Annotated in this window: 14 protein-coding genes; all 14 read left to right on the forward strand. The window is 51.6% G+C overall.

The window, feature by feature from the left end; all coding sequences use genetic code 11:
* Window positions 1-141: 141 nt before the first annotated feature.
* Window positions 142-1,623, forward strand: coding sequence for an NAD(P)H-hydrate dehydratase (locus CBE72_RS08210; protein ID WP_100143112.1), 1,482 nt, complete (start codon window positions 142-144; stop codon window positions 1,621-1,623).
* 38 nt (window positions 1,624-1,661) lie between these two features.
* Complete coding sequence (gene tsaE, locus CBE72_RS08215) at window positions 1,662-2,147, forward strand: tRNA (adenosine(37)-N6)-threonylcarbamoyltransferase complex ATPase subunit type 1 TsaE (RefSeq protein WP_100143113.1); 486 nt, start codon at window positions 1,662-1,664, stop codon at window positions 2,145-2,147.
* Entirely contained in the window at window positions 2,131-3,456 is a 1,326-nt protein-coding gene (locus CBE72_RS08220; protein WP_100143114.1) for an N-acetylmuramoyl-L-alanine amidase, read from the forward strand. The genes tsaE and CBE72_RS08220 overlap by 17 nt, the downstream gene beginning before the upstream one ends.
* 7 nt (window positions 3,457-3,463) lie before the next feature.
* Entirely contained in the window at window positions 3,464-5,326 is a 1,863-nt protein-coding gene (mutL, locus tag CBE72_RS08225; protein WP_100143115.1) for a DNA mismatch repair endonuclease MutL, read from the forward strand.
* Window positions 5,319-6,245 (forward strand): tRNA (adenosine(37)-N6)-dimethylallyltransferase MiaA, encoded by a 927-nt coding sequence (gene miaA / locus CBE72_RS08230; protein ID WP_100143116.1) that lies wholly within the window; start codon window positions 5,319-5,321, stop codon window positions 6,243-6,245. Before mutL ends, miaA begins: the two co-directional genes overlap by 8 nt.
* A gap of 87 nt (window positions 6,246-6,332) precedes the next feature.
* The gene (hfq, locus tag CBE72_RS08235) at window positions 6,333-6,608 is read left to right on the forward strand and encodes an RNA chaperone Hfq (protein WP_100143117.1); all 276 of its coding nucleotides are present in this window, start codon (window positions 6,333-6,335) and stop codon (window positions 6,606-6,608) included.
* 21 nt (window positions 6,609-6,629) lie between these two features.
* Window positions 6,630-7,937 carry a ribosome rescue GTPase HflX gene (hflX, locus tag CBE72_RS08240; RefSeq protein WP_100143118.1) on the forward strand — a complete coding sequence of 436 codons (1,308 nt, stop codon included), beginning with the start codon at window positions 6,630-6,632 and terminating at the stop codon, window positions 7,935-7,937.
* Window positions 7,938-7,972: 35 nt separating this feature from the next.
* Window positions 7,973-9,112, forward strand: a complete 1,140-nt coding sequence (gene hflK / locus CBE72_RS08245) for an FtsH protease activity modulator HflK (protein WP_100143119.1) — start codon at window positions 7,973-7,975, stop codon at window positions 9,110-9,112.
* A gap of 3 nt (window positions 9,113-9,115) precedes the next feature.
* Window positions 9,116-10,039 carry a protease modulator HflC gene (hflC, locus tag CBE72_RS08250; RefSeq protein ID WP_100143120.1) on the forward strand — a complete coding sequence of 308 codons (924 nt, stop codon included), beginning with the start codon at window positions 9,116-9,118 and terminating at the stop codon, window positions 10,037-10,039.
* A 378-nt stretch (window positions 10,040-10,417) separates the two neighbouring features.
* Window positions 10,418-11,008, forward strand: a complete 591-nt coding sequence (gene petA, locus CBE72_RS08255; protein ID WP_100143121.1) for a ubiquinol-cytochrome c reductase iron-sulfur subunit — start codon at window positions 10,418-10,420, stop codon at window positions 11,006-11,008.
* On the forward strand, window positions 11,008-12,225 hold the full coding sequence (locus tag CBE72_RS08260) for a cytochrome b (protein ID WP_100143122.1): 1,218 nt from the start codon (window positions 11,008-11,010) through the stop codon (window positions 12,223-12,225). Before petA ends, CBE72_RS08260 begins: the two co-directional genes overlap by 1 nt.
* A complete protein-coding gene (locus tag CBE72_RS08265) occupies window positions 12,222-12,923 on the forward strand; it encodes a cytochrome c1 (RefSeq protein WP_100143123.1) in 702 nt (233 codons plus the stop codon). The genes CBE72_RS08260 and CBE72_RS08265 overlap by 4 nt, the downstream gene beginning before the upstream one ends.
* 95 nt (window positions 12,924-13,018) lie before the next feature.
* Entirely contained in the window at window positions 13,019-13,648 is a 630-nt protein-coding gene (sspA, locus tag CBE72_RS08270) for a stringent starvation protein SspA (protein ID WP_100143124.1), read from the forward strand.
* Entirely contained in the window at window positions 13,648-14,100 is a 453-nt protein-coding gene (locus CBE72_RS08275) for a ClpXP protease specificity-enhancing factor (RefSeq protein WP_100143125.1), read from the forward strand. Before sspA ends, CBE72_RS08275 begins: the two co-directional genes overlap by 1 nt.
* Window positions 14,101-14,249: the final 149 nt, after the last annotated feature.

Raw genomic sequence — 14,249 nt, forward strand, 5'->3', positions numbered from 1 at the left:
GAAGTATGCTTGGATGGACTCAGTGTCGGGCATCCGTATTATCTCTGAGCGTTTCTGCGATTGTACAAGTTCAGTGAACGAGTGAGATTTTCGCGTTAACAAGTCATTAGTATCTGTCAGTCAAGAGATAGGAGAATCGATATGGCCCAGGATTTGTCAGATATGCCTCAAAAACTATACAGTGCCAAGGCTGTGCGCCAGGCTGAACTGGACTGGGTCGCAGCCGGACAGGGCAGCCTCTATGAGTTGGTCGAGCGGGCCGGGAAAGCCGCCTATGAGGCGTTGGCTGTCAAATTGACCCCTGGCAGCCGGGTGCTGGTCATTGCCGGGCAGGGAAACAATGGCGCCGATGCCTTGGTTTGTTTACGCTGGTTATTGAACTCGGGTTTCAACGCCAGCCTGTTTATCTTTCCCGCCAGTCAGCCCAGTACTGAATGGGAGCAGGCGTGGGAGCAGTTGCAGCAATCTGTGCCAGAAGTCGCGCAGGTCTCAGAAATAAACTCAACCGAATATCACTGGATAGTGGATGGGCTGTTGGGGACCGGCCTCAAGGGCGATGTGCGGCCTGAAGCCGCCGACATGATAGCTCAGATAAATGCGACAAGGTCCAAGGTGTTTAGCCTGGATTTGCCTTCCGGTATAGATGCCGATACCGGCGCAGCTCTAGGGGCGTCAGTCGAAGCCGAGCAGACACTCTGCTTTGCGGCCCTTAAGCAAGGGCTACTGACCGGCAGGGCCAGGCATTGTTGCGGCGAGTTGCATTTTGCTGACTTGGGGCTGAGTGACTTCCTGCCACCATCGGATGTGATTAGGGTCGGCGCTGAGTACCTCAAGGGGCTTTTCGATGCCCGCCCCAGAGATAGTCACAAGGGCAAATCGGGCAAGGTTACCGTCATAGGCGGCGATTATGGCATGGGAGGGGCCGTCAGACTGGCGGGTGAAGCCTGTCTCAGGGCCGGCGCTGGTTTGGTCACTGTGGTGAGCCGACCTGAGCATCAACTCACGGTCAATGCCAACAGGCCGGAACTGATGTTCTGGGGCTGTGAACTGGTGGATATGGAAGTTTATCTGCGCCTTGGCTGGGCACAGGTACTGGTGTTGGGGCCAGGGCTAGGCCGCGCCGACTGGGGATACAATCTGTTCAAGGCGGTCAGTCTGAGCGATAAGCCCTGCGTGCTGGATGCCGATGCACTCAACCTCTTGAGCCAGGAAAAACGAGCCCAAGACAACAGGGTTCTGACCCCTCATCCGGGGGAAGCCGCCAGGTTGCTGGCAACGGATATTGCTGATGTCGAAGCCGACAGGTTTGCAGCGGTTAGAAAGCTGCAGGCTCAATATGGTGGAGTGGTACTACTCAAGGGCGCCGGCACCCTCATCTATGACGGCAAACAGCTGTTTGTTGCCCCTGTGGGGAACCCTGGGCTCGCCAGCGGTGGGTGCGGCGATGTGTTATCTGGTATAATCGGCGCGCTGATGGCTCAGGGACTGGACAACACCCGCGCGACTGTGGCAGGCGTGATAGTTCATGGCGGCGCCGCTGACCTTGCTGCCCGTGAGGGGGAGAGAGGCATGCTTGCCAGCGATCTTATGCCCTGGATCCGCCATCTGGTAAACACTGACTAAGCTTAACGGGCCAATGTAAGGCGTGGATCCACACTTAAATGACTATTGAACACAGCTTGACTCTGCAATTGGCAGATGAGACTCAAACTGTCGCCTTAGGGCGGCAACTGGCGGCCTTGATCAGTGCGCCGCTGACCATTTATCTGACCGGTGAGCTTGGCGCCGGCAAAACGACTTTCAGCCGTGGTCTGATCCAGGCCTTGGGTCATCAAGGTGCGGTTAAGAGTCCGACCTATACACTCGTGGAACCTTATGAGCTTGAAGGAATCGAAGTATATCATTTCGACCTTTATCGACTCAGCGATCCTGAAGAGCTGGAGTTTATGGGGATCCGGGATTACTTCAACGAGCGTAGCCTTTGTATTATAGAGTGGCCCGATAGAGGTATGGGGTGCTTGCCTGCTGCCGATATACATCTGCATATCAAGTATGCTAATACTGGTCGTGAAGTGTCGTTGCAAGCCGGTTCCGACAAAGGAAAGGTGCTATTAAGAAAAATAACAAACGATGGTAAAGACGAATAACATCTTATTTAAACTGACTTTTTTTATTGCCTGTTGGGTAATGGCGGCGCCAATTTGGGCGGCCAATAAACTCGACGGTGTGCGTATTTGGGCGGCGCCCGAATCTACCCGGGTGGTTTTTGATTTAAGCCAGGCGCCAGACTACAGCTATTTCACGCTCAGCAACCCTGACAGATTGGTGGTGGATCTGAAAAAGAGCAGCAATGGCGTCAAGCTGGAAAAAGTTGAAAATAATAGCCCTCTGGTCAAAAGGGTGCGTTTGAGCCAATCGCCGGAAAAAGGCACGCTACGGGTGGTCATAGATCTCAAGCGGGCTGCGAAGGCCAATCTGTTTTCCCTGCCGCCAACCGCACCCTATGGCAACCGTTTGGTGGTGGATCTTGATGACAAGAGCACTTCGGCAAAAGCCAGGGTCGCTCCGACAGCCACAGAGGCAATGCGGAATGTGATTATCGCCATCGATGCCGGTCATGGTGGTGACGACCCCGGCTCTATCGGCCCTTCCGGTTTGTACGAGAAGAAGGTCTCACTGGCGATTGCCAAGCGAGTGGAAAAGAAAATCAACGCGACTCCCGGGTTCAAAGCCGTGATGATCCGCACCGGTGACTACTTTGTGAATTTGAATCGTCGCTCGGAATTAGCGCGTCAGAGTAAGGCCGATCTACTGATCTCAATTCACGCCGATGCCTTTACCTCACCTCAGCCCAGAGGCGCCTCAGTGTGGGTGCTCTCCATGCGGCGGGCCAATAACGAAATCGGCCGCTGGCTGGAGCAGAAAGAGAAACATTCCGAGCTGCTCGGCGGTGCCGGTGAGATTATTCAAAATACCGATAATGAACAGTATCTGGCGATGACCTTGCTGGATATGTCGATGGATAGGTCCATGGCGATGAGTCACACAGTGGCCAGCGACATTCTCTCCGGTTTGGGTAAGGTGACCAAACTACACAAACATAAGCCCGAGTCGGCGAGCCTGGCGGTGCTCAAGTCGCCTGATATCCCCTCCATTCTGGTGGAAACCGGTTTTATCTCCAACCCACAGGAAGAGAGATTGCTCAGTAATGCCAACCATCAGGACAAGCTGGCTAAGGCGATACATAAAGGTGTGCTCAAGTATTTTGAAGCCAATCCGCCGGCCGGAACCATGTTGGCCAAGAAGGGCGTGATTAAACACAAGGTTGCCAGAGGTGAATCTCTGTCGGTGATCGCCAATCGTTATGCGGTGTCGGTGGCCGATATCAAGCAAGCCAACAACCTGAAGTCGGATGTAGTGCGCATAGGTCAGCAACTGGTTATCCCCAGAGCCTGAGGAAAACATGGCAATTCAGATATTACCACCGCAATTGGCCAACCAGATTGCGGCAGGCGAAGTGGTTGAGAGACCAGCCTCTGTCGTGAAGGAGTTGGTGGAGAATAGCCTGGATGCTGGTGCAACCCGGGTCGATATCGAAATCGATAAGGGCGGCGCCAAGCTTATCCGGATCCAGGACAATGGCGCCGGTATCGCCAAGGAAGAGCTGGCACTGGCGCTGTCTCGTCATGCGACCTCTAAGGTGCATACGCTGGACGATCTTGAAGCCATTCTCAGCTTTGGTTTTCGAGGCGAGGCGCTGGCCAGTATCAGCTCGGTTTCCCGCTTGACCCTGACATCCCGCACGGCCGAGCAATCCGAGGCCTGGCTAGCCTATGCCGAAGGCACGGATATGGGGGTTAAGATACTGCCAGCGGCCCATCCCGTGGGCACCAGTATTGAAGTGGTCGATCTCTTCTTCAATACTCCGGCGCGCAGACGTTTCCTCAAGAGTGACAAGACAGAGTTTACTCATATCGATGAGTGGCTAAAAAGAATTGCTTTGGCCCGGCCAGAAATTCACCTGACGTTGAAACACAATGGCAAACAGGTGCGCAACTATCGTCCGGCGGACAATGAAGCCCAATATCTGCAGCGTCTGGCTCAGGTCTGTGGCCGTCCTTTTGCCGAGCAGGCTTTGAGGGTGGAATGTCAGCACGACGACATGCGCCTCAGTGGCTACCTGCAGTCTCCTTGGCAAGTCGAGCCTTGTGATACTCACTATTTTTATGTCAATGGCCGTTTGGTTAGAGACCGTTTGGTGAATCATGCGGTCAGGCAGGCCTTTGCCGGTTTGGCCGAGTTGGAACAGCCCGGCTATGTGCTGATGCTGGAGCTGGATCCCCATCAAGTAGATGTCAATGTTCACCCCGCCAAGCATGAGGTCCGTTTCCATCAGGCCAGATATGTGCACGATTATATTCTGCAGGCTTTGAGCTCTGCCCTGCAGCAAGCACAGCAACTGCCGGTCGATGACGTTAATCCGTATTTAAGCCAAACAGATTATGCTGCGCCGATTAAAACTCGGCCAAATGCCGCTGAACCAAGTATCCTGCCAACGGGAGTGACAGATAGCCGCCGCGCCGAGCCATGTTTTCGAGAGCCTGAGTCAAGCAGCAGTCATGCTGGATATCAAAGCCGATATAGCGACAGCGCTTCTTTAGACGGCAAAGTATCGGGTGCATATTCAGGGGGCAATCCCCGTCAGGGAGCCGCGGCTCCCTCCAAGTCGGCCATCAGCAGTTATGGCGCCTTGTTGACGACGCCAGGTGTGGTCAATGAAGCGAGTTCTGCAGCAGATCTGAACCCTATGCCAGCTTTGCTCGATGGCGAGTATTGGGTATTGGTCGAAGATGAGCAACTTAAACTGCTCAAGGTGAAAGTCGCAGCCAAGCGATTGAGGTATATGGAGATTGTTGCCCGTCTCCCCACAGGTTTGACTGGCCAGCCACTGTTGATGCCGGTCGCTGTAGATGCCGATTCGGAATGGCCGGCGTTACTGGAGGAAAGGGCGACTCTGCTGCGGCAGTTGGGGTTGGATCTCAGTATTCGTCATTCGCAGTTGATAATTAAAAAAGTGCCCCCATATCTGAGGGACACGCAGCTGGCGAGTTTGATCCCTGAGCTGCTGCAGTGGCTCAGATTCGAGCAACCCCAAGAAGCGGCCTTGGCAAATTGGCTGGCGCAGAGCAGCTTGAGTAGCTTTGTTTCGGCACCATTGATATGGCAGGGGATCTCGGCTCTGGATGAGTCGGCTCGGCAAGAAATTTTACAGCTGGCCAAGGCACTGCCATGGCGGCAATGGTTGGAAGACGAACATAGTGAGTAAGGCGAAACAGCCAAGAGTGCTGACATTGATGGGGCCGACCGCCTCAGGAAAAACAGCGTTGGCGTTGGAACTCGCCGAGCATCACAACTGCGAGATCATCTCGGTAGATTCGGCACTTATCTATCGGGGAATGGATATAGGCACGGCTAAGCCCAGCGCGGAAGAACTGGCACGAGGGCCACACAGGCTGATAGATATCCGCGATCCCAGTGAAAGTTATTCGGCTGCCGATTTTCGCAGCGATTGTTTGCAGGAAATCGAGCAGATCGTCAACATGGGAAAAACGCCGTTGTTAGTAGGTGGTACCATGTTGTATTTTAAAGCATTATTGGAAGGGTTGTCGCCACTTCCCAGCGCCGACGAGGCGATAAGAGCTCAGATACAGCAGGAAGCCGAACAACTGGGTTGGCAAGCTTTGCATCAGGAGTTAGCGCGAATTGACCCGGTTGCGGCTGCGCGCATTCACCCTAATGACCCGCAACGTTTGGGGCGGGCATTAGAGGTTTACCGTATCAGCGGTAAGAGTTTGACTGAGCTGACTCAGTCAAAAACACCTGAGCTGCCCTATGATGTGGTGCAATTTGCCATTGCGCCCCAGGAGCGTAAGACACTGCATGAATTGATTAAAGTGAGATTTATGCAGATGTTGCAGGCCGGGTTTACCGACGAGGTGGCCAGGTTAAAGCAAAGAGGCGATCTGTATCTGGATATGCCCTCAATGCGCTGTGTTGGATATCGCCAGTGCTGGCAATATCTGGAGGGTGAATTTGACCATGATACTATGGTCGAAAAAGCCGTCGCTGCTACTAGGCAATTGGCGAAGCGTCAATTAACATGGTTGCGAGGATGGCCTGAGTTGAATTGGCTGGAGAGCGGGGCGCAAGGGAATTTAGTTCAGCTTATACGTCACTGCCGCTAGCTTAATGGCCCTTGCTGTATAATACTCAAACCGAACAAGAAAGCTTTTTGTTAGATACTATATAAATTAAAAAAAGGAAATAAAAACATGGCTAAGGGGCAATCTTTACAAGACCCATTTCTGAACGCACTTCGCCGTGAGCGCGTTCCTGTTTCCATCTACCTGGTCAACGGTATCAAGTTGCAGGGACAGGTGGAGTCTTTTGACCAGTTCGTGATCTTGCTGAAAAACACGGTTAGCCAGATGGTTTACAAGCACGCTATTTCGACTGTAGTGCCTTCTCGTCCCTTCAATGTGAGCAATCATCAAAGTGGCGGTCAGCAAAACTACAACTCGCAGCACGACGATAGCAGCGAACAGTAATTAAGTTAAGGAGTTCACTTCTTGTTTGATCGCTATGAAGCGGGAGAAACTGCCGTACTTGTTCATATCGACTTTTCCGATGAAGACAGTCGGGAAGACCTTCTCGAGTTGCAACTCTTGGTTGAATCGGCCGGGGCGCGTTCGGTAGGGGTGATAACAGGAAGCCGCCGTGCTCCTGACCGCAAGTTTTTCTTGGGGACGGGTAAGGCGGAAGAACTGGCAGCTTTGGTAGCTGCGACCGAGGCAAATGTGGTGATTTTCAACCACGCATTGAGTCCCGCACAGGAAAGAAACCTTGAAATCCTGTGCCAATGCAGGGTGTTGGACAGAACCACACTTATCCTTGATATTTTCGCTCAACGGGCCCGTACCCATGAAGGCAAGTTGCAGGTGGAGCTAGCGCAGTTGCGCCACATGTCGACTCGCCTGGTGCGGGGCTGGACTCACCTTGAACGCCAGAAGGGTGGGATAGGTTTGCGTGGCCCGGGTGAAACCCAGCTGGAAACTGACCGACGATTACTGCGGGGGCGGATCAAGTCCATCAATCGCCGTTTGGAAAAAGTGGATAAGCAGCGGGAACAAAGCCGCAGGGCAAGGCAGCGAAGTGACTTGGCTACTGTGTCATTAGTGGGTTATACCAACGCAGGTAAGTCCACTCTATTCAATGCGTTAACAACATCTGAGGTGTACGCCGCCGATCAGTTGTTTGCGACCCTGGATCCGACGCTGCGTAAGCTGGAGTTGGACAATGGTGCGGTATTTTTAGCTGACACAGTAGGTTTTATTCGCCATTTGCCCCATGAATTGGTGGCGGCGTTTAAGGCGACTTTACAGGAAACCCGGCAGGCCGATCTCTTGCTGCACGTGGTGGACTGCGCCGACGACAATATGAATGATAACTTTGAGCAGGTACAAGAAGTGCTCAAAGAGATTGAGGCCGATGAAATTCCACAGCTTCTGGTCTGTAACAAGATAGATCTGTTGGAAGAGATAGGCCCCAAAATAGATTTCGATCCTGAGGGCCGACCATACAGAGTATGGATCTCGGCGCAGCAAGGGTTGGGACTGGATCTTCTCAAGCAAGCGGTGGATCAGCTGACTGCTGCTACCATAGTTGAGCTTAGCTTGAGAATACCGGCAACAGCCGGGCATTATCTTGGCCAGTTTTATCGACTGGATGCGATACAGCAGAAAGAGTATGACGACCTGGGGAACTGTATCTTGTCTGTTCGTTTACCACAGCCGGACTGGCACCGGCTGGTTAAGCAGAGTCAAGGTGAGTTGGAAACCTTTATCCTCGAACCCGAGATTGATAAAGTAGTTTGTTAATAATCTCGTTTATTCATCCACTTATGGAGAGTTAAATGGCTTGGAACGAGCCCGGTAACAAGGGTAATGATCCTTGGGGAAACAAAGGTGGCAATGACAAAGGGCCACCAGATCTGGACGATGTATTTCGCAATTTGGCCAAACGCTTTGGCGGCAAGGGTAACGGTGGCTCGGGTTTCAGCATGGGGACTCTGGCCATAGTTGCAGGTATTGCCCTGGCGGTATGGGGTTTTTCCGGTTTCTACACTATCAAAGAAGCGGAGCAGGGCGTTGTGCTGCGTTTCGGTGAACATGTCGGCGAAGTTGGTCCTGGCCTACACTGGAAAGCCACCTTTATCGATACGGTTTTACCGGTAGATGTCGCATCGGTGCGCTCTATTCCGGCGTCCGGCAGCATGCTGACCGCGGATGAAAATATGGTCGTGGTCGAGCTCGATGTGCAGTACAAGGTGAAAGATGCCTACCAGTATCTGTTCAGTGCCGTTGATGCTAACTCGAGCCTGCGTGAAGCCACCGACAGTGCGCTGCGCTATGTCATTGGTCATTCAAAGATGAATGACATCTTGACCACAGGGCGTGCCAAGGTACGTGACGACACCCGTGCCGAAATTGAACGCATCATAGCACCTTACAATTTGGGGCTGCAGATTGAAGACGTTAACTTCCTGCCGGCCAGACCGCCTGAGGAAGTGAAAGACGCCTTCGATGATGCGATTTCAGCACAGGAAGACGAGCACACCTATATCCGTCAGGCCGAAGCTTATCAGTTGGAAATCGAGCCCAAGGCCCGTGGTCAGGTGGAACGTATCAGTCAGGATGCCCGCGCATATAAAGAGCGTGTCATTCAGGATGCTGAAGGTGCTGTGGCTAAGTTCAACAAGTTGTTGCCTGAATATAAGCAGGCTCCTGAAGTGACCCGTGAACGCCTCTATATTGATGCGATGCAGCAGGTGTTCAGCGATACCAATAAGGTGCTGATAGATGCCAAGAATAATGGCAATCTGATGTATCTACCACTGGATAAGCTGATGTCTCAGGACAACAAGGCTAAACCTAAGGCTGCGCCGGAACCTGAGCAACATGTGGATGCTGTTAACAACCAAAGAAACAGTGATAACAGCAGTTTCAACGGGCGCTTGTCCCGCGAAGAGCGTATGCGTCAGGGGAGGGAGTAAACCATGAGCAGATTCGTACTCATTATTATTGCCCTGCTGGCAGTTGTTGGAGTGTCTTCGCTGATGGTTGTCAACGAAGGCGAGCGCGCCATTGTTTCCCGCTTTGGCGAAGTACTGAAAGATAATGTTGACGGCAAGATGGTCCCTCGAGTCTATGGCCCGGGTCTCAACGTCAAGATCCCGCTGATCGACAAAGTCCGTTATATGGATGCCCGTATCCAGACTCTGGACGGCGCTGCCGACCGCTTTGTGACCTCAGAGAAGAAAGACCTTATGGTCGACTCTTATGTTAAATGGCGAATTAAGGACTTTGAAAAATACTATCTGGCAACAGAAGGTGGCAACAAGTCCAAGGCTGAGTCACTGTTGCAGCGTAAGATCAACAGTGACCTGCGTACCGAGTTCGGTAAGCTGACCATCAAGCAGATTGTTTCCGGTACCAGCGAAGGTAGCACAAACTTGGCTGAGAGCAGCAGTCGTGATGATCTGATGCGTATTACCCTGGAAAATGCCGCCAAGAGCGCTGAAGGTCTGGGTATAGAAGTGGTCGATGTCAGGGTGAAGCAGATCAACCTGCCATCCAACGTCAGCCACAGCATCTTCCAGCGGATGCGTGCCGAGCGTCAGGCGGTAGCCAAGAAACACAGGGCAGAAGGTAAAGAAGCGGCCGAGAAAATCCGCGCCATGACCGATGCCAACGTGGTGGTGACTCTGGCCAATGCCCGTCGCGAAGCGGAAAATATCCGCGGTGAAGGCGATGCCATTGCCGCCAAGATCTACGCCGATGCTTACACCAAGGATCCAGAATTCTTCAGTTTCCTGCGTAGTCTGGAAGCCTATAAGGCCAGCTTCGCCGGTAAATCTGACGTCATGGTGTTGGAGCCGGACAGTGAATTCTTCAAATACATGAAGCAAAAAGGCAAGTAACAGTATTGCTCGAAAGGCCCGGACTGGTTCCGGGTCTTTTTTTATCTTTTTCTCGGCTTAAGATTAAAATCACAGAATGACAGGTATTAATGTGTAAAGGGGATAAATTTTATTATTAGTCAAATGGTTATGCTTTAGCTTTAATTAAACTACTCCCGGGTTACAGGCTTTTTTACTAGGTTGTTGCTGTTTTTTTAACCCGAAACTGCTAAAAATCTGTAATCAATCTAACCAAATTGTGTCTTTTGACTATGATCTGCTTCTAATTTTTCGCTATAATGAGCCCCGCCTCAAAGTTTGACTTTTACTTATAGTGATAGCTAATAAGCCTAAGGTCTTGAAAAACAAAAATTCCAACACCCTCTGGGAGATAAGTGGATGAGCAATGCGCCAGTCGATACCGGACGTCGCAGATTCCTGACAGCTGCAACCGCCGTAGTGGGCGGTGCTGGTGCCGTCGCTGTAGCGGTTCCCTTTATAAAGTCATGGAATCCGAGCGCCAAAGCGAAAGCTGCAGGCGCGCCGGTAGAAGTAAATATCAGTAAGCTAGAACCAGGTCAGCTGATCCGTGTGGAATGGCGTGGCAAACCAGTATGGATTGTCCGTCGTACCGAGGAAGTTCTTAATGAGCTCCCAACCCACGATGACAGACTGCGGGACCCGGCTTCTGAAGAATTACAGCAGCCTGATTACGCCCAAAATGGCGTACGTTCGATTAAGCCTGAGTACTTTATTGCCGTAGGTATCTGTACTCACCTGGGTTGTTCACCTACTTATCTGCCGGATTCTTTCGCAGAGCAGGTTGAAGGTGTGACTTCGGGTTTCTTCTGTCCATGTCACGGTTCCAAGTTCGATATGGCCGGTCGCGTCTTCCAGGGCGTACCCGCTCCACTGAACCTGGTGATACCACCTCATCAATACATTGATGAGGGTAACGTGCTCATCGGTGTAGATCAGGGAGCTGCATAATGGTTAAGAACATTATTGACTGGATCGATGCGCGTATTCCTATGACTGCGACCTATAACCGTCATGTCGGTCAGTACGCTACCCCCAAGAATTTTAACTTCTGGTATTTCTTCGGCTCTCTGGCGCTGTTGGTTCTGGTGAACCAGCTGCTGACCGGTATCTGGCTGACCATGAACTATGTACCCACCGCCGAGGGAGCATTTGCCTCCATCGAATACATCATGCGTGATGTGGAATACGGTTGGTTGCTGCGCTATATGCATTCCACCGGGGCATCGGCCTTCTTCGTGGTGGTTTACCTGCATATGTTCCGCGGCTTGATTTATGGCTCTTACCAAAAGCCTCGTGAACTACTGTGGCTGTTCGGTATGTTGATCTTCCTGGTACTGATGGCCGAAGCCTTTATGGGTTATCTGCTGCCATGGGGGCAAATGTCCTACTGGGGCGCTCAGGTAATTATCTCACTGTTCGGTGCTATCCCCGTCATCGGCGACGATTTGACTCTGTGGATCCGCGGTGACTATGTGATTTCAGGTGCAACCCTGAACCGCTTCTTCGCCCTGCACGTGATCGCGCTGCCTCTGGTACTTGTGGTACTGGTATTCCTGCACCTGATTGCTCTACACGAAGTGGGTTCCAACAACCCTGACGGTATCGAGATCAAGAAGAACAAAGATGAAAATGGCTGGCCTGTCGACGGCATTCCATTCCATCCTTACTACACAGTAAAAGATATCATGGGTGTTGCCGGCTTCCTGATTGTCTTCTGCTATGTGCTGTTCTTTATGCCTGAAGGTGGCGGTTACTTCCTCGAGAAGCCTAACTTCGAAGCGGCCAACCCAATGAAGACACCTGAGCATATTGCTCCTGTATGGTACTTCACCCCGTTCTACGCCATCTTGCGTGCCGTACCGGACAAGTTGGGTGGTGTCGTCCTGATGGGGCTGGCAATCGCGGTACTCTTCGTGCTGCCATGGCTGGATCGCTGTAAGGTTAAGTCGGTTCGCTACCGTAGCATGATTCACAAGCTGAACATTGCTCAGTTTGCCGTGTCCTTTATCGTTCTGGGTTACCTGGGTGCGGTACCTGCGACACCAACACTGACCATTGTTGCCCGGATCTTTACCATCACTTACTTCGGTTTCTTCCTGTTGCTGTTCATCTACAGCAAGAGTGAAAAGACCAAGCCAGTACCAGAAAGGGTGACATTCAAATGAAAAAGTTATTGATTGCTTTGGTTGCCTTGTTGCCCCTCGGAGTCCTGGCCGCCAGTGGTCCAAAGATTGAGCCTAGCGGAATCGATTGGACTGAACAGTTGCAAGACAAAGAGTCGCTGCGTCGCGGTGCAGAGTTGTTCCAAAACTATTGTGCCGGTTGTCACAGCACTCAGTATCAGCGCTATCAGCGTGTTGCTGAAGATCTGGATATCCCTGTTGACGAGATGCGTAAGCTGATCCACACAGATGCCAAGATCGGCGAGCTGATGGAAAACGCGATAGAGACTAAAGATGCGGCCAAGTGGTTTGGTGCCGCGCCTCCAGATCTGACTCTGGTAGCTCGTGTTCGTGGTGATGACTGGGTCTATTCCTACCTCAAGGGATTTTATAAGGATCCAAGTCGTCCATTCGGCGTAAACAACACTGTGTTCCCGTCAGTTGGTATGCCGCATGTGCTTGAAGAACTGCAGGGAATGCCGGTCAAGCAGGAAGATGGCAGCATCACGGTTAGCGGTGGCAGCCTGTCTGCAGAAGAGTACGATAAGGTGGTTCGTGACCTTACCGGCTTCCTGGTCTACTCGGCTGAACCGGTTAAATTGGAGCGCGAAAACCTGGGTAAATGGGTGCTCGGCTTCCTGTTTATATTCTTTGTGATCGCCTACTTCCTCAAGAAAGAATATTGGAAGGATGTACACTAACCCTTAGAAAGGGGTAGAATATATTATCCGCATAGTGTAAACGGGGGGCATAGCCCCTCGTTTACATTTGTTTTTTTAGATTCCGGAGGGTATCAATGGCTGTTGCTGCCAATAAACGCTCTATCATGACCCTGTTCTCAGGTGCCGATGATCTCTATAGCCATCAGGTTCGCATCGTATTGGCTGAAAAAGGGGTAACTGTTGATGTGTTGCAGGTGGATCCCAATGATATGCCAGAGGATTTGCTGGAGCTCAACCCCTACAACTCAGTCCCTACTCTGGTAGACCGTGAGTTGGTGCTGTACGAAAGCCGTATCATTATGGAGTATCTGGACGAACGCTTCCCGCATCCGCCGCTGATGCCTGTTTATCCAGTTTCCCGTGGCCAAAGTCGTCTGATGATGCACCGTATCGATACCGATTGGTATGCTTTGGTCGATCGTATCCGTAAGGGTGATCGTGCCGATGCGGCTCGCAAAGAGTTACTGGAAAGCCTGCTTTCTATTGCACCTGTGTTTGCCGAAATGCCTTACTTCATGAGTGAAGAGTTTGGTTTGGTCGATTGTTATCTTGGCCCCTTACTGTGGCGTTTGCCGGTATTGGGTATCGAACTGGATAACCGCGCGGGTAAAGACATCAAAGCCTATATGAACCGCATTTTTGAGCGTGAATCCTTTAAGGCATCTTTGACTGAAGCCGAGCGCGAAATGCGCATGGGTATCTGATGAAAGATTTGACCCCAAGTCGTCCATATCTGCTTAGAGCTTACTATGAATGGCTGATGGATAATCAGCTGACTCCACATCTGGTAGTGGATGCCACTGTGCCAGATATTAAGGTACCGCTGCAGTATGTTAAGGATGGTCAAATAGTACTGAATGTCGCCGGCAGTGCTGTCGGTGGATTGCAGCTTGGCAACGAGTTTGTCGAGTTCAATGCCCGCTTCGGTGGTGTACCACAGCAAGTGCTGTTGCCTATGGCGTCTATCGTTGCCATCTACGCCCGTGAAAACGGTGCTGGTACAGTATTTGAGATGGAAGATGCCTATCTGCTCGAAGAGGGTGAAGAGGCGTTGTTGAATGTTGTCGAAGAAGATGAGCAACCTCAAGAACAGGTGGTTTCTCAAGCCTCTGAGGACAAACCTAAACGCCGAGCTCATCTGACTCTGGTCAAATAAGTTTTAAGGTCCTATCACCTTTATCAAAAGCCAGTCCTGATGACTGGCTTTTGTTTAGCTCAATATTCCAGGGATTGTTCACTTTCGCTGATATGGCATTGAATCGCCTCGACGCTGTGCACGCTATGGCGGAACGTATCAGTTGATTT

Origin of the sequence: Shewanella carassii, assembly GCF_002777975.1 — a bacterium.
Classification (GTDB): Bacteria; Pseudomonadota; Gammaproteobacteria; order Enterobacterales; family Shewanellaceae; genus Shewanella; species Shewanella carassii.